The 18,825-nt window shown below is 38.1% G+C and carries 11 protein-coding genes; 4 read left to right on the plus strand and 7 right to left on the minus strand.

What is annotated here, in order from left to right; translation table 11 throughout:
- Positions 1-16 precede the first annotated feature (16 nt).
- From K9M53_RS08030 to K9M53_RS08040, 3 genes are all read right to left on the minus strand, one after another.
- Positions 17-3,202, minus strand: a complete 3,186-nt coding sequence (locus K9M53_RS08030) for a SusC/RagA family TonB-linked outer membrane protein (protein ID WP_224019114.1) — start codon at positions 3,200-3,202, stop codon at positions 17-19.
- A gap of 828 nt (positions 3,203-4,030) precedes the next feature.
- Positions 4,031-8,134 carry a hybrid sensor histidine kinase/response regulator transcription factor gene (locus K9M53_RS08035; RefSeq protein WP_224019115.1) on the minus strand — a complete coding sequence of 1,368 codons (4,104 nt, stop codon included), beginning with the start codon at positions 8,132-8,134 and terminating at the stop codon, positions 4,031-4,033.
- 170 nt (positions 8,135-8,304) lie between these two features.
- A complete protein-coding gene (locus K9M53_RS08040; protein ID WP_224019116.1) occupies positions 8,305-9,525 on the minus strand; it encodes a serine hydrolase domain-containing protein in 1,221 nt (406 codons plus the stop codon).
- A gap of 74 nt (positions 9,526-9,599) precedes the next feature.
- On the opposite strand from K9M53_RS08040, the gene serA reads away from it, so the two are divergent.
- Entirely contained in the window at positions 9,600-10,838 is a 1,239-nt protein-coding gene (gene serA, locus K9M53_RS08045; protein ID WP_224019117.1) for a phosphoglycerate dehydrogenase, read from the plus strand.
- Positions 10,839-10,914: 76 nt separating this feature from the next.
- Here serA and K9M53_RS08050 read toward each other — a convergent pair whose 3' ends face one another.
- Both K9M53_RS08050 and K9M53_RS08055 read right to left on the minus strand, forming a co-directional pair.
- Positions 10,915-12,390: a c-type cytochrome gene (locus tag K9M53_RS08050; RefSeq protein ID WP_224019118.1), complete on the minus strand. Its 1,476-nt coding sequence runs from the start codon at positions 12,388-12,390 to the stop codon at positions 10,915-10,917.
- A 64-nt stretch (positions 12,391-12,454) separates the two neighbouring features.
- On the minus strand, positions 12,455-13,363 hold the full coding sequence (locus K9M53_RS08055; RefSeq protein ID WP_224019119.1) for a DUF4349 domain-containing protein: 909 nt from the start codon (positions 13,361-13,363) through the stop codon (positions 12,455-12,457).
- A 237-nt stretch (positions 13,364-13,600) separates the two neighbouring features.
- On the opposite strand from K9M53_RS08055, the gene K9M53_RS08060 reads away from it, so the two are divergent.
- Entirely contained in the window at positions 13,601-14,854 is a 1,254-nt protein-coding gene (locus K9M53_RS08060) for an NAD(P)/FAD-dependent oxidoreductase (RefSeq protein WP_224019120.1), read from the plus strand.
- A 55-nt stretch (positions 14,855-14,909) separates the two neighbouring features.
- The gene (locus K9M53_RS08065) at positions 14,910-15,836 is read left to right on the plus strand and encodes a hypothetical protein (RefSeq protein ID WP_224019121.1); all 927 of its coding nucleotides are present in this window, start codon (positions 14,910-14,912) and stop codon (positions 15,834-15,836) included.
- Here the strand turns inward: K9M53_RS08065 and K9M53_RS08070 are convergent.
- Together K9M53_RS08070 and K9M53_RS08075 are read right to left on the minus strand one after the other, a co-directional pair.
- The gene (locus tag K9M53_RS08070; RefSeq protein ID WP_224019122.1) at positions 15,820-16,338 is read right to left on the minus strand and encodes a hypothetical protein; all 519 of its coding nucleotides are present in this window, start codon (positions 16,336-16,338) and stop codon (positions 15,820-15,822) included. The two genes, K9M53_RS08065 and K9M53_RS08070, sit on opposite strands and share 17 nt — an antisense overlap.
- Positions 16,335-16,640, minus strand: coding sequence for a phosphoribosylpyrophosphate synthetase (locus tag K9M53_RS08075; protein WP_224019123.1), 306 nt, complete (start codon positions 16,638-16,640; stop codon positions 16,335-16,337). Before K9M53_RS08075 ends, K9M53_RS08070 begins: the two co-directional genes overlap by 4 nt.
- A gap of 158 nt (positions 16,641-16,798) precedes the next feature.
- On the opposite strand from K9M53_RS08075, the gene rnr reads away from it, so the two are divergent.
- Complete coding sequence (rnr, locus tag K9M53_RS08080) at positions 16,799-18,793, plus strand: ribonuclease R (RefSeq protein WP_224019124.1); 1,995 nt, start codon at positions 16,799-16,801, stop codon at positions 18,791-18,793.
- Positions 18,794-18,825: the final 32 nt, after the last annotated feature.

An 18,825-nucleotide genomic window follows, 5' to 3' on the forward strand; every position in this document is an offset into this window, starting at 1 on the left:
TGTTATTTAAAATGATTTAAAATTTTACATTAACACCCAAAATAAATGCCTGTGATTGCGGATAGGTTCCTTTGTCTATCAACAAGGTTTGTTCAGGGTCTAAGCCTGTATAATCAGTGATCGTAAACAGGTTTTGCATGGATAAGTATATCCGTATATCCTGTATGCGATTGCGGTATTTACTTAACGACTTACCGAAAGAATATCCTATCTCAACATTCTTCAAACGCAGGTAAGATGCATCTTCCACAAAAATGCTGGAGTTCTTACTGCTTCCATTATCATTGAATGTAGAAATAGGTACTGTGTTGGAAGTGCCTTCTCCATCCCATGCATTTAATGTATTCACCGAATGGTTGAACGGACGTGTATCATAATCGATGATCCTCTTCAGATCGTTCCACCTTTCAACACCTTGCACTCCCTGGAAGAAGATAGAGAAGTCGAATGCTTTATAACTGCCTGAAAGATTTAAGCCATACGTATTACGTGGATTAGGATTGCCGATATAAGTTCTGTCTTTATCGTTGATGACACCATCATTATTTAGATCTGCAAATTTGATATAACCGGGTTTGATATTATCATGTGGTGCTCCGTGTAAATAGGTATCGATCTCTGACTGGTTTTGATAGATGCCTACCATTTTATATCCATAGTAAGAGAATACGGGTTGCCCGGCTTCTGTTCTAACAGGATCGTTGAAGATGTTAGGTACATACGTATACATTGCATTCACTTCGTTTTGAACATTGGCGTAGTTTGCACTGATAGCATATTTGAATGCATGGTCATTGTTCCGGTATCCTACCGTTATTTCATACCCGTTGTTAGATACTTCTCCTGCATTGATCGCTGTTGCATTATAGTTGCCTAAGTGTATAGGCACCTGCAAAGGCAATATCAGGTCTGTTGTTTTTTTCCGGAAATAATCAAATGATGCTGTAAGCTTGTTTTGAACAAAACCCATATCTAAGCCCACATCTGTTTGCGTAGTAGTTTCCCATTTTAAATTAGGATTAGAAAGACGTGTGATAGCATTCGTAACAGGATCAACAATAGGATAGGAGGTGTAATTGCTTAACCCATTTTGATTTCCTAATTGTCCCCAGCTTGCTCTCAGCTTAAGATCAGAAACTGCTTTTGAATTCTTCATGAAGCTTTCCTGCGAGATTCTCCATGCACCGGAGAACGAAGGGAAATAAGCTACCTGGTGTTCTGATGTGAATTTGCTGGAAGCATCCCTGCGAAGATTAGCACTTAAATAATACCTGCTATCATAGTTATAGTTAACGCCGCCGAAAACTGAGAACAGCGCTGACTCTTCTTCCGTGCCATCATTGTAAATTCCTGTTGAAGTGCTACCAAAACCAAGGTATTGATACGCTGCATCAGGATTAGAATAGCTAACTCTTGAACCACTGATGAAAGAATAATCATCCGAAATATACTCTGTTCCTAACAAGGCGCTAAGATAATTTTTGCCTATTTTTTTGTTGTAGTTAAGTGTATTTGTCCAGGTAATGTTTGTTTGTAAGCCTCTTGTTTCGCTTAAGCTGTTCGGCCTGTTTATTCTTCCTTGTCCATTATAAATTCCACCGCCGCCATCATCATCTCCAAAGTTTGGATAGAACGCTTTATTATGAATGAAATCGGCATCAAATCCCAGGCTGCTTCTAAATTTTAATTCTTTGTTCTTTAAGAAAGCATATTCGCCAAAAACATTTCCAAAGCTGCGCAGGTTACCGCGTTTGTCATTGGTATAATACGCTAATGCAACAGGGTTTGAACTAAATTCATAATGGTTGCTTCCTGCATCCCATTTTCCGTTATTGCTGTTTGCAAGGTTTTGTGCGTAAAACGGTAAGTCAGTAAATGGATCAGCAGCAGAATAAGTAGGATCTGTAGGATCTTTATAAACGCCGATCACCGGAGGACGAATAAATGCATGACGTATGATACCGGGTGCATCGCCACTTGACGAAAGCGCATCCTGTACTGCATTTACCACCTGCAGGTTGGTTCCTACTTTTAAGCGATCTGTTATATTGATAGTAAGATTAGTGCGGAAGCTAACACGATTGTATTGGTCATTATCATACACTACGATACCATTTTGATGATAATAGCCACCTGCTACAAAGAATTGAACTTTATCTGAACCACCGCTTACAGAAACATTTACATTATCTGTTTGCCCGATGGTAAATAATTCATCCAGCCAGTTGGTATTGGCTAATTTTAAATTAGGGTTGTTTTTATCTGCTGTGTATGGATTGGCTGACGCATTGCCGGGGTTGGCATTGTTCCAGCTTTCTTCCATCTTATCCATGTATTGCGTGCCATTCAACATTTGCGGAAGATTGGTTACCTGTTGCAAACCATGATAGTAATCTACATTCACAACAGCTTTCCCTTTTCTGCCACTTTTGGTAGTAACTACTACCACACCGCCCGACGCTCTTGCACCGTATAAAGCTGCAGAAGCCGCATCTTTCAATACAGACATAGAAGCGATATCGGTAGGATTGATAAAAGAAATATCCGTTGTTGGAACTCCATCTACTATATATAAAGGATCGTTACCGCTAAAAATAGTTCCGGAACCACGTATCACTACCTGTATAGGATCGCCGGGAGCACCCGTGCTTTGCGTAACCTGAACACCTGCTACCTGCCCTTGCAACATCTGTGCAACATCAGGCACTTTGCGTTTGTCAGCATCTTCCATGTTAACAGTACCAATAGCCCCGGTAATAGATGATTTCTTTTGAGCAGTATAACCTACCACCACCACATCGTTTAATGTATTGGGAGCAGCATCCAGTACTATGCTTAGGGCAGACCTGCCGCCTACAGCAATATCCTGGTCTTTATAACCTACATGCGAGATCGTTAGTATCGCATCTGCCGGAACAGAAATACTAAATGCCCCGTTATTGTCAGAAACGGTGCTGGCGTTTGATTTTTTATCTATGATAGAAGCTGCCGCCAGTCCTTCGCCGTTGGCAGATTGCACCACGCCTTTTACAATAACCTGACCCAGGTTTACATTGACATTGGTCTGTGTTTGGACATTTACATCGATTTGAGCTTGCAGCGTGCCGGCACTAAGAAAAAAGGAAAATATAGTTAGTGCCACAGGAATAAGAAAGGTTTGTTGTTTTATGGCAAAAACAAAAGTTTGATAATTTTTTTTCATGCTGTGTTAGTTTTTTTGATTTTTAACTTCAGCATACATTAAGATGTATGCTGCATAACAGATTAAATAAGCGGTACTGTTATGTGGTGTTAATTGGCAAGTTTTTGAGCTGTCGTTTCATTGTTTGAAATTTTAAGAGTTAACAATAGTTATTAGCATATCTACATTAAAGCATTCTTGGTTTGGCTATAAGGCATTTGCGATAACATAAAACAGCCTGCAAATGCCCCATAACCTGTAATTGATTTAAACCCCCTTTGATTTAATTCAATACTTATTTCAAAAAACTGGATGCGTTGTAACGGTCAACGATACACGATAGTGTATTGAAAACTGCTTTTTAATGCACTTGAACCGACTTGATAAAATGGAAAATGGCAGTCTGGAAGTGCAATCGTTGTTGGAAATAAAATTTCGCTGATATATTTCCCGGCTACACAAAGTGAAGAAAATCAATGTATTTCTTGCTGTACTATAGTATCATTTTACTGTACTATGATATCATTTCAGTGAAAAATTAAGCCCGATAGGTTTTTTAAAAGAGGAGTATTGTAAGATACTGCATTTTTAGGTAGAATAGGTTGCATGATCTATCGCCGCTGTCGGCAGCAAGGTTTCGGAAGCATCCGAAAGTTCCCTTCCGTTGGCGGGATGGTTTCGGAAGGACCCGAATGTTCCCTGCTGTTAGCGGGAGGGTTTCGAAAGCATCCGAAAGTTCCCTGCGGTTGGCAGCAAGCTTTCGGATGCTTCCGCAAGTTCACCGCCATAGGCAACAATATTTCGGAAGTATCCGAATGTTTCACTTAGCAGAGCGACATGGTTGTAATACTAATTATTCACCTGTTGATTTCTATACTCATTCGGTGCACAATTATAATACTTCTTAAACTCCCTGAAAAAGTAAGATTGATTATTAAAGCCTGTTTGATAGAATATCTCTGCAACAGTAAGATTGGTAGTTTGCAGCAATTGGGCAGCTCTTTTTAAACGGATATGTTTTATAAATTCCCCGGGTGTCATATCCGTAAGCGCTTTTACTTTACGGTATAATTGCATTTTACTATAACAGCATATCTTCTCCAGTTCTGTTGCGCCAAACTCTTCATCCGCTATATTGTCTTCAATAGCTTTTACCACCTGCTTTAAAAATTCCTTATCCGTATGTGTTAATTCAAGCTCAGACAGGTTATTCTCTTCTTCTTTATTGGTTTTAAAGAAAGCAACCAGCTTACGGCGATATTCCAATAATTTTTTTATCCGCTGGATCAAATAATCTGTATGGAAAGGCTTGCCGATATATGCATCAGCACCGGCTTCGTATCCATGTAAGTGATGATTGTCGCTATCCAATGCAGACAACATAATAACCGGAAGGTGGCAATAGCGGGGAGAATTTTTAATGGTATTGCAAAACTCTAATCCGCCCATGTGCGGCATTAATACATCGCATATAATAAGGTCGGGGTTAACAGTGTCCAGCATCTGCAATGCCTTTTGTCCGTCTTCTGCTTCAAATACCAGGTAATCGTTCTTTAAAATATCTTTTAATAAAAAGCGTATCTCATTTTCGTCTTCCGCAATTAATATGCGTGGCTTATCATTATCGAGCATCTGTTCTACAGCAGCCTGCTTGTTGCCTTCTTTAGAAATGATTTCCGGTAGCTGCGAAGCATAGTTGGTTACGGCAGCATATAAATAAGAAGGCTTTGTATTGGCTAATGTACCAGGTAGTTGCTGTTCTTTGCCCGGCGGCAGCATTATCTTAAAATGAATGCAATTATCATGGTTGTCTACTTCTATATGTCCTTCCATCATTTCTACCAGTTGCTTGGTAAAAGCTAAGCCAATGCCGGTGCCGAATGTTCCATTGGCAGAACCTGTTGTATAAAATTGATTGAATAAACGATTGAGCGTTTCTTCACTCAGCGAAACACCCGTATTGCTTACCGTGATCTCCAGTCCGCCGGTAAGGTTTTGCGCCGCCGAGAAATTTATTTCTTCATTGGTGGCTGAATGTTTAAATGCATTGGATAAAAGATTGAAGACAATTATTTCCAGCTTGTCCTTATCAACCCAACCCATCATATCTGCCTGTATATTGATGCTGTACCGTTTTTTATTTTGTCCGCTGAGTGTTATAAACGGTTCAGCCAATGTGGTTAATAAGATGGAAATATTCAGGTAGCTATATTGATTGCCGACAAAACCCGATTCCAGTTTTCTGAACTCCAATAATTGATGAACAAGGTAGGTTAGTCGTGATGCCTGCTGATGAATGGAAGACAAGAAATAAGGCTTGCTTTTTATTTCCATTTCCTTGCTGTTCTTCTGCAACAACCGTTCTGCAGAACCCATTATTAACGTAAGCGGCGTTTGCAGCTCATGTGCAATATTGGTAAACAAGCCCATGCGGTTTTGATGCATTTCCTGTTCGTTCACTCTTGAAATATGTTCCAGCTCTAGTTGGTGCTTTATTTCCAGCCTGTTCTTTCGGTAACGATAAAAGTAATACAAGCCAATGGCAAACGCTATAGCATATAACGTATATGCATACCAGCTAAGCCACCAGTATTGTTTTACTTCTAATGTAAAGAAGGCGGTTTCTTTTGTCCAGTTGCCTTCACCGTTTGTCCATTTTATTAATAAGGTATAATTGCCGGGAGAGATGTTGTCATAAATGATTTTACTGTTAGTGCCGATATAATGCCAGTTCTTATCATGTCCTTGCAGTTTATACGCATACTCACATTTTTCTGCATTTAGAAAGCTAATGGCTTTGATATTGCATTCAAAGTAATTGTTGGAACGCCCTATATTAAATTGCAACAGATTGTTGGCATCCGGACTAAGCGCATAAAAATTATTGGTCGGTTTTTTTTCTCCTACAGAGATGTCATAGATCAACAGGTTGGGCATGCCGGCGGTTTCTTTAATATCAAAAGGCTTAAAATGATTAAAGCCATTAACGCCGCCAAAGAATAGATACCCTGAATCTTTCCATGCAGCACCATCACAAAATTCATTGCTCTGCAAACCGTCGATCTGCTTATAATAAAGTACCTGTAGGTTTTGATGATTGAGCTTTGCCAATCCGCTGTTGGTGCTTATCCAGATATTGCCTTCATCATCTTGTTCAACACCGTGAATGGTGTTATTGGGCAAGCCATTGTCAACAGTTAATTTATTAAACACGGGTTTATCGGTCAAAGCTTTTGCATTGTCTATCCAGTTCAATCCATAGCTGGTGCCGATCCAGGTGCGGTTTTGTTTATCGGTAAAAAGAGAAAGCACATCATTGTTAGACAAGCTGCCATCATAAGAGAAGGCTTTAAAGGTTTTAAACTTCATGGTGGTTTTATCCAGCAGGTTCAAGCCTCCATAGCGGCATCCCACCCATAGCATCGTTTTATTATAAGGAGCTAAGGAATAGATGATGTCATTGGCAGGCCCCGAATCACTATTAGTAAATACATACTGTTTGCAATAAACAATAGAAGGTGTTTTATTATTGTTTCGTTTGATGGACAAATGGATCAGGCCATAACCGCTGGTACCGATCCACAAACTACCATCATCATCAGGAAGAATGCTGTATACAGAACCAAACTCAGGTACCTTATCAAAGCCTTCTACCTGGTTCCATTTATAAAAACGATTCAATGTTTTATCGTACAGACCAATGCCTTTTGCATCGGTACCAATGTATATATAACCGTCAGCTGCATTTTTTAATGCATACACTGCATTGTTATCGATGCTTGCAGGTGCAATAAAGTTTGTTTTGGTATAGGTAGATGAATTGTTATTCCGGAAGTTTTGTAATGCAATGATGCCGCTGCCTTTGGTGGCAACCCATAAATTATTATCCTGCTTGCAGAATGAACGAACGGCTTTGTTGTATACGAGCTTATCATCCGAAATGGTAACGGTGCCGAATAGCTTGGTGCTTGGATATATCTTTAATAAGCCGCTGCCATCGGTGCCTATCCAAAGAATATCTTCGCTGCTGCAAGCCCATGCAGTGATGTGTATGTTTTGTAATGCAGGCAATTCATTCTGTAAAAAATCGGATGATTGGAAATTAGCATCCAGTATCGTCAGTCCTTTTGTAGCAGATGATAATAAGTAATGATCGTGATAAAAGATGATAGATGCTATTGCATGCGCAGGAGAGTTGTTTAATAGCTGCGGCGTATTGTTTTTTACAACGTATAGTTCATTCGATGCTGTATTAAAAAAGGTAGTATTGTTGGCAATAAAGAAATTAGTGATGGAATAGGTGTTTGGAAAAGAACTTGTTTGCGTAAACTTTCCATCTTTTCCGGTATAAACACCAAGCACGCCATCGTTGTACAATATATATAATTCGTTACGGGCATTAAAAGCAAACTTTATGATCTTGTTATTGCGAAGATCAATAGTACACTTTGAGAATTTATCCTGTACATTATCATAATGGCAAAAGCCTATTTGTGCATTGAAACAATAAACCGATTGTGTTTTATCTGTAGCAATTAAATATTCCTGCTCACTTATTTTGGCATTTGCCTGCGGGTGATAAAAATAATTATAAAAATTCCCTGATTGGCTATTGTACCGGGAAACACCTTCAATGGTAGAAGCCCAGATATTATGCTGGTTATCTTCAATTACCTGTTTAATAACATTACTGCCAATGCTTTTTGAGTTGGCTTCGTGACTGTAATTGAATACATGAAAAGAGGAGCCGTCATACATATTCAATCCATCCCAGGTGGCTATCCATAATAAATTATGAGAATCACTGTAAATATTATTGATGGCACTGTTGGAAAGCCCGTTGCGGTTATCTAATTGCTGAATGGAAAAAACAGGGGGTAGCGCCGACCAGCCCAATAATTGGACGAATAATAAAGAAATAAGAAAAGTTATTTTCTTTTTTGGGCAATTCATTATGGCAAATTTTAAATGAAGCATGCAATAACAATGACATGCCGCAAGCAAGGCAGCGCAATAAAGGATACTACAAATTTAATGTATTGCAGCGGTTATAGGCACTAGAAAAAACGCTACAAATGATCAGTATAGTAATTAGATAGAATGGCTGTTATATCGATTGGAAATTACCGTCCGCCTTCGCCTTCTTCATTATCATCTTCGCCGTAATTGCCAAAGACGCTGGCTAATTCTTTAGCACGGTAAATATTGCGATCGTACCTGTTGCCGATAACAATAATAGTAGCGGAGTCTTGTATGATGCGGGTAAACACTGCATTGCTGCCGTGCCATCTTCCGTTGTGGTAGATTATTTTTTGTCCGTTAGGGAATAAGTACATGTGCCAGGCTAGCCCATAGTTTTTAATACCCGGATGTTCATTGCTGTACGGCTTGTAAGCCTCTTGCAATGTTTCGGGTTTAAATATCTTACCGCTATAAAGCGCCCTGTCCCATAATAACAGGTCGCGTGGTGTAGTGAAAACGTTTTTATCGCCGTATGTTTTATCCAGGAAATCGAATTTAAAAGGCTTTCCCCAGCCGTCATAGCTGGTAGTAGCTTTTGCAGAATCTGCATCCGTATAAATAAAGGTGTTTTTCATTTGCAACGGAACAAAGAATGTTTCCTTTAAATATTCCGGCAATGTTTTACCGGTGATCTTTTCAATTATCAATGCCAATAAAACAAAGTTGGTATTGCTGTATTCGTAATGCGTATTGCAGGCGCTGCAACCTTTTATCTCGCTTTTTCGGTTGATCATCTGCGTTAGTACATCGTTATTACGTACAAAAACCGATTTATCCCAACCAAGATCTTCCATAAAATAAAGATAGTTGGGCAGTCCGCTGCGATGATCCAATAAAGTACGTATGGTAACACCGGGATAATTAAAGCCGGGAAAGTATTTAGTGAGCGAATCGTCTAAATTCAGCTTGCCATCCTGCCAAAGCTTTAATATAGCCATGCCTGTAAATGTTTTGGAGATAGAAGCCACATGCATAGGGGTGTTCTCGGTTACAGTGTCTTTGCCGAACAGGTGTGCAATGCCATTGTATCTTTCGAAGATGATATTACCATTCTTGGCTACGATCATGCCGCCATTAAAACCGCTGTTACGCAGGAATTTATTATACCATTCCTGGCTTTGTGACAATATATAATTACGCTCTTTGGCAGAAATGGCAGTAGGCTCAGGTAACTGAATATATTGAGTGCTATCTGTTTTTACAACATTTTGGGTTGCTTTGTTGTTATGGCAGGATGTTGTTATACATAATGCTGTAACAAGTATAAAAAGAGTTGAAAAGCGGTTAGCAGTAGAAGTGAGTGACACAACGATGTTGAACATTGGTTTTAAAGATGAGAACATAAAGAAAATAAACTTATATCGAATATCTTTGCGCAAAATACGGAACTATAATCATGGCAGAAAAAAAAATAACAAGTTATCCAAAAGAAAAAATCAACATTCTTTTTCTAGAAAACATTAGTGATACAGCGGTTAAGTTCTTTAATGAGTCGGGTTATGCCAATGTAAAGAAACTGGCAGGGGCTTTAAAAGAAGAAGAGCTGATCAAAGAGATCAAGAACGTGCATTTGCTGGGTATTCGCAGTAAAACGCAGTTAACCAAAAAGGTAATTGAAGCTGCATCGAAATTACAAGCTGTTGGTTGCTTTTGTATTGGTACCAACCAGGTTGATCTGAATACAGCTACAGAGCATGGCATTGCGGTGTTCAATGCGCCTTACAGTAATACCCGCAGCGTAGCGGAACTGGTTATCGGAGCTTCGATCATTTTAATAAGAAGAATTTTAGATAAAGACAAGGCTGCACACCAGGGCATTTGGAAAAAAGATGCCAGCGGCAGTTTTGAATTGCGTGGTAAAACGCTGGGAATTATTGGGTATGGAAATATTGGTAGCCAGACCAGCGTGTTGGCGGAAGCGTTAGGCATGAAGGTGATCTTTTACGATGTGGAAACAAAGCTGCCAATGGGAAATGCTACACAGGTGAAGACATTGAAAGAAATGTTGAGCAAATCGGATGTGGTTACATTGCACGTGCCTGAATTACCCAGCACCAAGAATATGATCAATAAGAGCAATCTTAAATATTTTAAGAAAGGCTCTATATTAATTAACTATGCAAGGGGAGAAGTAGTTGAGCTGGACGAGCTGGCAAAATATTTAAAGGAAGGACATTTGAGTGGTGCAGCGGTGGATGTATATCCATGGGAACCTGAAAAGAACGGCGATAAATTCACTACTCCTTTGCAAGGATTAAGCAATGTGTTGTTAACGCCTCACATTGGTGGCAGCACGCAGGAAGCGCAAAGCAATATAGGTGATGACGTTAGCTCTAAATTATTCAATTACCTGGAAAAAGGTATTACGTTTGGTTCTCACACGGTGCCTGCCTTGAGTTTGCCGCCACAGGAAGGAACGCATCGTATTTTACATATTCATAAGAATGTTCCGGGCGTATTGAGCGAAATAAATACGCAATTAAGCGGACATAAAATAAACATCCTCGGGCAATACTTAAAAACGAATGATGAGATTGGCTATGTAGTGTTGGATATTGATAAACGTTTGAGTAAAGAAGCGGTGGAGTTGTTGAAAGAGGTGAAAGGAACGATCAAGGTTAGATTATTGTATTAATTGAATTGATGTAATAAAAGAAAGTCCTGTAAGTGTGAGCTTACAGGACTTTTTGTTTTAATACTAAGTTCTAAACTTATTTTGTTGCGGTTGAGTCCTTTAGAGTACACGGAATTTTTTCTATTTGCATTTTAACTTCTTTTCCGGATGAATCAGTATTAGAAACAGATTGAACATATGTGGTATCTATCTGCAATTTTAGTGTGGTGACTATTTCAGGTGCATCAATGTCAATTTTCAGATCGCCAAGCTTATTGTTTTTTATTGATTGCAATATGTTTTCCTTCGAGCTTTTGTGAACATCGATTGAGATAACCTGTGATGGACTAACTTTAAAATTAGCAATACCATAATAAAATGTATCCACTCCTGTTCCTGTAACCACTATAGTTGCATTGTCATTTAATATGAGGGGAATAGTATCACCAGAACTGTAAAAAAAGTATTTCTTAGATGTATTATCATAGTGCCCCCCTGTTAATAGTTTTCTTTCCGGTATGCATAGCTGAACATAATAATAGGCGCTGTCAGGAATATGGATAGACGCAGATAATGAAACATTTGTTATATTGTCAATATTGTTATTGATAAAGCAATCTATATTATACCAACCGCAGGCATCTATACTAAACTGGTAATACTTTTGTTTAAAAGTAACGCTATCTCCATCTATTGTTGCATTCTTTGGTAAAACCTGAATAGTACTTGTATCTTTTTGTGATATATAAGTAGTGTCATAAGTGAAGCATGTATCTTCAATAGCGGTTGTAGTGGCAGGTTGCGATGGTACTTGGGGCGCATAAAAATCACAATAATCTAAAAGCATTTTTATTTGCTCTTTTGGTAAATTGAATTGAGGCATTACACTGGCATACTTCGCATGCAAGGCTTTAGCATAAGGATCGGTGGAGAGCATCTTATTGGTATTATTTACAAAGCGATAAGCCCATTCAGGATCAGGTTCTCTATCTCTGCAATGAACTAATGCAGGTCCTGTAAAGTCCTCCTGAGCTTTATGACATGCTCCACATTGGGTTTTAAAAAGTTCATCCAGCAATAAGGTGTTTTCAAATGCGATGGAAGTATCTAAAGGCTTAGGATCAACCCAGTTAATAGTACTATCATCTTTTACTTCACCTTTAAAAACCTTCATGGAATCATTGTAATTATCCGTTGGAATTTCGGCAGTGATTGGCTTTACAATAGAAAGATCTTTATCGTTTGCTTTTGCATTGATGTATAACATGCCGCCACTCTGCAATAATTTACCATTGCTACGGGTCGTTAGCCCGGCTAATAAAATATCCTGCATGCTATAAGCTTCTTTTAATTCCAGTTTTATTTCGCTTCCTGCAGGCGCATCAAAAGCATTGGCAGGAATTTTTAAAATAGCACCTTTAGAAGTCTTTAATGTATACGAAGAATCTGCTTTTAACGTGATGAAGCTGCTGGTAAGATTGTTGGTGTTTAGGTTAGATCTGTTATGGGTTTTGTCTTTACAGGAGAACAATATTGCAACAAGTATGGTGCAATAGACGATATACTTTTTCATAAATGTAGATTGTTAGATTAAGGAATAAGATACATATAATGGATCAATCCATAAATTTAATTGTTTAGACTTTGATCTTTTGTTTGGCAAAGTAAATTCTGTAAATGCTCCAGCCAATAGCCGCTGCCAATATCAATCCCCAGAAGCGTACAAAAAATACAACGATCGCTTCAATAATTTCCCATCCGTCTTTTAAAGAAACAAGTAATTGTGTGCCCAATCCGGGTTGATAAGGTTCAATTGTTTTTTCAATTGCCAGCATCTGTGTTTTGATAGATGGGTTTTGATAGAGATACAACGTGACGGTACTGTATTTAATCTGATTCACTAAGGATAGAGTATTGATATACGCATTGTCGGATTGTTCCTGCTTATCAGATAATATTTCTTCTGCATTGGCAGTTTCACCCAGTTTCTTTCCTCGTGTATCGATAGCCGTTGTCAGGCGTTCCTGAGTTTTAGTGTATCGCTTTTGTGTCAGGTCGTTTGACAGTAATTGTAATGAAACATCATCTGCTTTAATAAGACGGTAATCAAGAAAGCCGACTAGGGATGCAATGGATTTTAAAGTAGTGTCCAGCCGGGTATTGGGTACACGAATGGTCATGGTGTTATTAACGGTAAAATGGGTTGTTTCCAAGGTGCTGTCGCTGTTTACCTGTACGGAATTCACATTGCTTACATCGCTTTTAAGATTAGTGTACGTTACAAAGCCGCCTTGTTGGTTCACTACATCTTCAATAGTATACGTAGCGGCAACGGCATCTTTTACTTTGAATTTAATATCGGCAGTGCGAATGAATTTTTGCTCGGCATCCGTTGTTTTTTCTACTGCTGCAGAAGAGGATAAAGTTGTAGCTGAATCGGCTGTAGCTTTTGCGGTAGAATATTCCGGTCCGGGACTTGTTTGATAGCCGCCGCAACTATACAATAGAATGGCCATGCCGATTATTGGCAAATATTTTGTTTGCATACAAAAGTTTTGAAGTAATGAAAAATGATTTGGTTACTGTTTACCGCTAATAATCCCAATCAGCACTAATAAAACATTAGTGTAAATAAGTGTTATTCGTAGCAAACTTCTTAATGACTTAGGTGTTAATTATATAGCAATTTTACGGAGCGCTCAAATATTATTAATACTGAAATTGCAATTTGGTAACCCTGATTTTAATAACTTACATCTTATCATTTTGTTAAAGAAAATTTTATGAAACTTATTATTATAGGAGGAGGATTTGGTGGATTAAAATTGGCAAGAGAATTAAGTAACAAAGAAGGTTTTGAAATTACATTAATAGATAGATTCAATCATCACCAGTTCCAGCCATTGTTCTACCAGGTGGCAACTTCAGGGTTGGATGCAAGTAATATTTCTTTCCCCTTGCGGAAAATATTTCATAAAAGTAAGAATGTACATATTCGTGTAGCAGAAGTACAACAAGTGCTAACCGCCGAAAACAAAATTATAACCAGCATTGGTGAATTTGATTATGATGCATTGGTGATCGCTACCGGTGCCGGCAGTAATTTCTTCGGCAATCAAAATCTAATAGATCATGCACTGCCGATGAAAAGCAGCACAGAAGCGTTGCAATTGCGCTATCGCTTATTGCAAAATTTTGAAAAAGCATTATCGATAAAAGATGAGAAAGAGCTACAGCAATACATGAATATTGTAATTGTAGGCGCCGGGCCAACAGGAGTAGAGCTAAGCGGCGCTATTGCAGATATGCGTCGATTTGTATTGCCGAAAGATTATCCTGAACTGGCTTTTTCTACTATGAAGATATACCTGTTGGAAGGTTCTGGTAAAACATTAGCTGCAATGAGTGAAAAATCTTCTGCTGATTCGGAAGCTTATCTTAAAAAGTTAGGCGTAACCGTTATGACGAATACAATTGTAAAAGATTATGACGGAGAAAAGGTAACGCTGCAAAATGGTGAAACGATAGAAACAGCTACAGTGATCTGGGCGGCGGGTGTTAAAGGAAATGTTCTTGCAGGTATTGAAAAAGACCTTATAGCAAGAGGAAACCGTATAAAAACCGATCGACATTCTTTGGTACAAGGCTTAAGCAATGTGTATGCAATTGGCGATGTTTCCTATATGGAAGAGCCTGCTTATCCTAACGGTCACCCGCAATTATCACCTGTGGCGATACAACAGGGTGGCTTGCTGGCAAAGAATTTACAGCTGCAACAAAATGGGAAACCGATGAAAGATTTTAGTTACGTAGATAAAGGCACGATGGCTACTGTTGGGCGTAATTTGGCAGTAGTCGATCTATCCAAACCTAAATTGCATTTTAAAGGATTTATAGCATGGATGATCTGGATGGGTATACATTTAATGCTGACATTGGGCGTAAAGAATAGATTCTTTATCTTTTTGAATTGGCTGTATAATTATCTTACTTATGATCAGAACTTACGGTTAATATTTATGGAACCGGAGAAGTAGCGTCTATCTTTAACGATTCTTTTGATATCTAGTTTATATTTTTAAAAGAAAACCTATGCAACGTTTTCTTTTATTTAAAAGTTTATTTCTTATTTTATTAATTCCTGTTTTGGGAGTTTTATCTTGTACAAATAAAAATAATAATGACCTGTTAGTATTTGAGGCGTTGAATAATACTTTTATAAATGCCAATAAAATTATTATCGAGGATAACGATGAGCTATACCAGGAATATCTAAATAAAACCTATGATGTAATAAGTCGTGAGAAAGCCTTGCTTTATCTTCCTACAGTAGATTCTGTAAAGAAATTTTCAAAAAGTATTACCGGTTATTTAGATGACTTAGCAAAAACGTTGCAATCGGAAGCTTACATCCAGGTTGATCATAAACAAATGCTTAATGCGAACTCGTTCACTGTGCTATTTGACAGGCAAAATGAGAGCGCAAAGTTGAGTGAAAAATTATTGAAGTACCGGAAACAATTACTTGGATTGGATAGTGCATTAACAAAGGAATTCTCCAATAATGAGATATTAAATTCATTGAATAAGGATGCAGGTTTGATCTCTAATGTTTCTCCTATTGTAGCACTTGCCATGATAAATAAATTGAAATATGATTGTGGAATTATTGAAAATTCTTTCTTTAAATTTTATGAATACAAAACTTCGGTAATTGTTGATTATTATTTAAAAACCAAAGCTATAGCGGTTGTAGATAACCAATATGTAAAACCCGGAGAGGAGGTTACCGTTACTGCAGGGATTGGAGAATTCAACGATGCCGCAAACCCTGATATTTATATTAACAAACAAAAGATACCACTAGATCAAGATGGAGTTGCAGTTTGTAATTTCAAAGCACCTGTAACTACAGGCAAGTACATTGTGCCTGTTAAAATTACATATGCACGTCCTGATGGAACAAAAGAGGTAATGGAACTAAAGGAAGAATACAATGTGATCAATCCTTGTAATTAATTATCTTCTTCGCCCTGCTTTTAAATGCAGCGGTTTGATGCGGTAATTGTTCTTCAATCAATAATTTTATTTCGGGTACTATTTCAGGATATTGTTTGGATAGATTGTGCAACACCGTTAATGAAAATGCTTTAATAGCAACGGCTTCGTTTGGCGATTGAAGGTAATCGAAACAAGTGCTCATAATATCGCCATGATATTTTTTAGGAATAGCAACATGTTGCAGAAGCCGGATAGAATTACGCTTAACAGCGTCGTGCAGGTTTGGCTTCTTAAGATTTTGAACCAGCTTGCCAAAATTGTCTTTTATAAATTCCGGATGTATACCAACAGCATAACTAACCGCCCATGCTGCTCGTTGAACAACACGGTATTCATCATTTAAAAAAAGATAAAACAGCTGATTGAAACGTTTTTGTGAATTACCAACCCAATTCACTATTTTGTCGCGTTGGGTTTTGGAGTGCTCTTTTAAGATTTCTTCTCTAAGATCAAAGCTCATTTATGTATCGTTAATTTCTTCAGCAGATCATCAGAAACAGCATCAGAATAAATTCCAAATGCACTTACTAAAGTTCCTTTCATATCGCCATTCTTAGATTCTACAGCATATACTACTTCTTCATCCGAAGGATTGGTCTCGCCTTCAAAACGATATACTTCTGTGATCTCAAATTCACCGGGAGTAAGACAAACGTTGGTGGAAGAACAGATAAGCTTATCGAATGCAATATTGAAATCTGTTGTATACCCTTTCGCTTTTAAACCGTTTAAAGCATCGGTGACTGTATCGTAGCTTTGCATAAATGATATTTAATTGAAGGTACAAAAAATTGTTTGCGTACATTGCAAAGGAGAATTGATAATTAAAGAATAATGGTATGCCGTACAAGTGAGTAACACAACGATGTTGAGGAAAGCGAAAATGTCGGTAACAAAAAAATAAAAGTAAAAAATAAAAAGTGAGTAAAAAGACCAAAAAGAAAGATAAGAAATCATCATCGCAGGTGCTGATAGTAAAAGGTGTGTTGGATATTTCACGCAGCGGAATGGGTTTTGTAGTGGTGGAAGGAATGGAAAAAGATATTTTAGTTCGTCCGCATGACTTTAACAGGGCGTTTGACGGAGATACCGTTAGGGTGCAGATAGCAACCGGCGGTAAGATCGGCAAGAGGGTGGAAGGTAAGATAACAGAAGTGGTAGAAAGAAGAAAGTCTGAATTTGTCGGCAATATACAGGGAAGTAAAAATTTTGCATTTTTTATTCCAGATGCTACTAAGCCGGTTCCTGATTTTTATATAAGTGCAGACCATCTGAATGGTGCTGTTGATAAAGACAGGGTGGTAGTGCGTTTATTAAAATGGGATAAAGACAATAAAAAACCGGAAGGCGTAGTAATGTCGGTGATCAAGGCGGAAGACAGGTCTGACCTGGCGATGAAAGAAATATTAATTGAAGCGGGATTTCCTTTAGCATTTAATGATGAGGTGTTGAATGAAGCCAATAAATTATCAGAAACGATCACCCCGGAAGAGCTTAAGCGTCGTAAAGATTTTAGAGAAGTGTTGACATTTACGATCGATCCGTTTGATGCAAAAGATTTTGATGATGCTATTTCTGTACGTAAAACAAATGATGAAGTATATGAAATAGGAGTGCACATTGCAGACGTTAGTCATTTTGTAACACCGGGAAGCATTTTAGATGAAACCGCTTATGAACGGGCTACGAGCGTGTATTTACCGGATAGAGTAAATCCCATGCTGCCGGAAAAGATTTCTAATGAGTTATGTTCCTTACGGCCTAACGAAGATAAATATACTTTCTCTGCAGTGTTCCAGATCAATCAAAAAGCAGAAATAAAGCATACATGGATCGGGAGAACCGTGATTCATAGCGATCGTCGGTTTACTTATGAAGAAGTACAGGATATCATTGAAAAGCGGGAAGGTGATCATAGTAAGATCATTTTAATGATGAACCAGTTGGCACAGAAATTCAGAAAAGATCGTTTTGCCAATGGCGCTATTAATTTTTCTTCGCAGGAAGTAAAATTTAAGCTGGATGAAAAAGGCAAACCAATTGGTATTGTTATTAAAGAAAGTAAAGAAGCTCATCAACTGATAGAAGAGTTCATGTTGTTAGCGAATCGTGCTGTCGCAGAATATGTTTCAAAAATTAAAGTGAACAAAAAAGAAATTCCTTTTCCATATCGAATTCACGATACACCTGATCAAGAAAAACTACTGCCTTTTGTTGCGTTTGCAAAAAAGTTCGGGTATAAGTTTGATATGAATGATGAAGAAGCAGTAGCTCGTTCTTTTAATAACATGTTGAAGGAAGTTAACGGAAAACCAGAACAGCATGTATTGGAGCAATTAGGTATTCGTACAATGGCTAAAGCAATTTATACATCGGAAAATATCGGTCACTATGGTTTAGGATTTGAACATTATTGTCATTTTACATCACCTATCCGTCGCTATCCCGATGTAATGGTACATCGCATTCTACAGGAATGTTTGGATAAGCAGGTGAAGATCGATAAAAAGATGGAAGAAAAATGTAAGCATTGCAGCGATATGGAGCGCAAGGCAATGGAGTGCGAACGTGCCGGTAATAAATACAAGCAGGTAGAGTTTATGCAGAATTTTGTAGGAGATGAATTTGACGGGATCATCAGTGGTGTAGCGGCTTTTGGTTTTTGGGTTGAAACTATCGAGCATAAATGTGAAGGTTTGGTGAGTACGAGAGACCTGATGGATTATGATGACTTCAGGCACGATACGGCAGATTATTCATTGGTAGGAATGCGCACCCGTCAAAAATTCAGGATGGGAGATAAGATAAAAATAAAAGTAGTAGCAGCCAACCTTGAAAAGCGACAACTCGATTATCATTGGGTACCACCAAATGAAGAAAAAGCAAAAGGCAAAAAAGCAAAGACTAATAAATAGTACTGCAATCATAGTCTTTGGCAAACAGATAA

The organism is Ferruginibacter albus, from assembly GCF_020042285.1.
GTDB classification, from domain to species: Bacteria; Bacteroidota; Bacteroidia; order Chitinophagales; family Chitinophagaceae; genus Ferruginibacter; species Ferruginibacter albus.

What these genes read in the sequence shown, in the direction of transcription:
- K9M53_RS08030 (WP_224019114.1), bottom strand. Translation starts at nt 3,202, where the DNA reads ATGAAAAAAAATTATCAAACTTTTGTTTTTGCCATAAAACAACAAACC.
- K9M53_RS08035 (WP_224019115.1), bottom strand. Translation starts at nt 8,134, where the DNA reads ATGAATTGCCCAAAAAAGAAAATAACTTTTCTTATTTCTTTATTATTC.
- K9M53_RS08040 (WP_224019116.1), bottom strand. Translation starts at nt 9,525, where the DNA reads ATGTTCAACATCGTTGTGTCACTCACTTCTACTGCTAACCGCTTTTCA.
- serA (WP_224019117.1), top strand. Translation starts at nt 9,600, where the DNA reads ATGGCAGAAAAAAAAATAACAAGTTATCCAAAAGAAAAAATCAACATT.
- K9M53_RS08050 (WP_224019118.1), bottom strand. Translation starts at nt 12,390, where the DNA reads ATGAAAAAGTATATCGTCTATTGCACCATACTTGTTGCAATATTGTTC.
- K9M53_RS08055 (WP_224019119.1), bottom strand. Translation starts at nt 13,363, where the DNA reads ATGCAAACAAAATATTTGCCAATAATCGGCATGGCCATTCTATTGTAT.
- K9M53_RS08060 (WP_224019120.1), top strand. Translation starts at nt 13,601, where the DNA reads ATGAAACTTATTATTATAGGAGGAGGATTTGGTGGATTAAAATTGGCA.
- K9M53_RS08065 (WP_224019121.1), top strand. Translation starts at nt 14,910, where the DNA reads ATGCAACGTTTTCTTTTATTTAAAAGTTTATTTCTTATTTTATTAATT.
- K9M53_RS08070 (WP_224019122.1), bottom strand. Translation starts at nt 16,338, where the DNA reads ATGAGCTTTGATCTTAGAGAAGAAATCTTAAAAGAGCACTCCAAAACC.
- K9M53_RS08075 (WP_224019123.1), bottom strand. Translation starts at nt 16,640, where the DNA reads ATGCAAAGCTACGATACAGTCACCGATGCTTTAAACGGTTTAAAAGCG.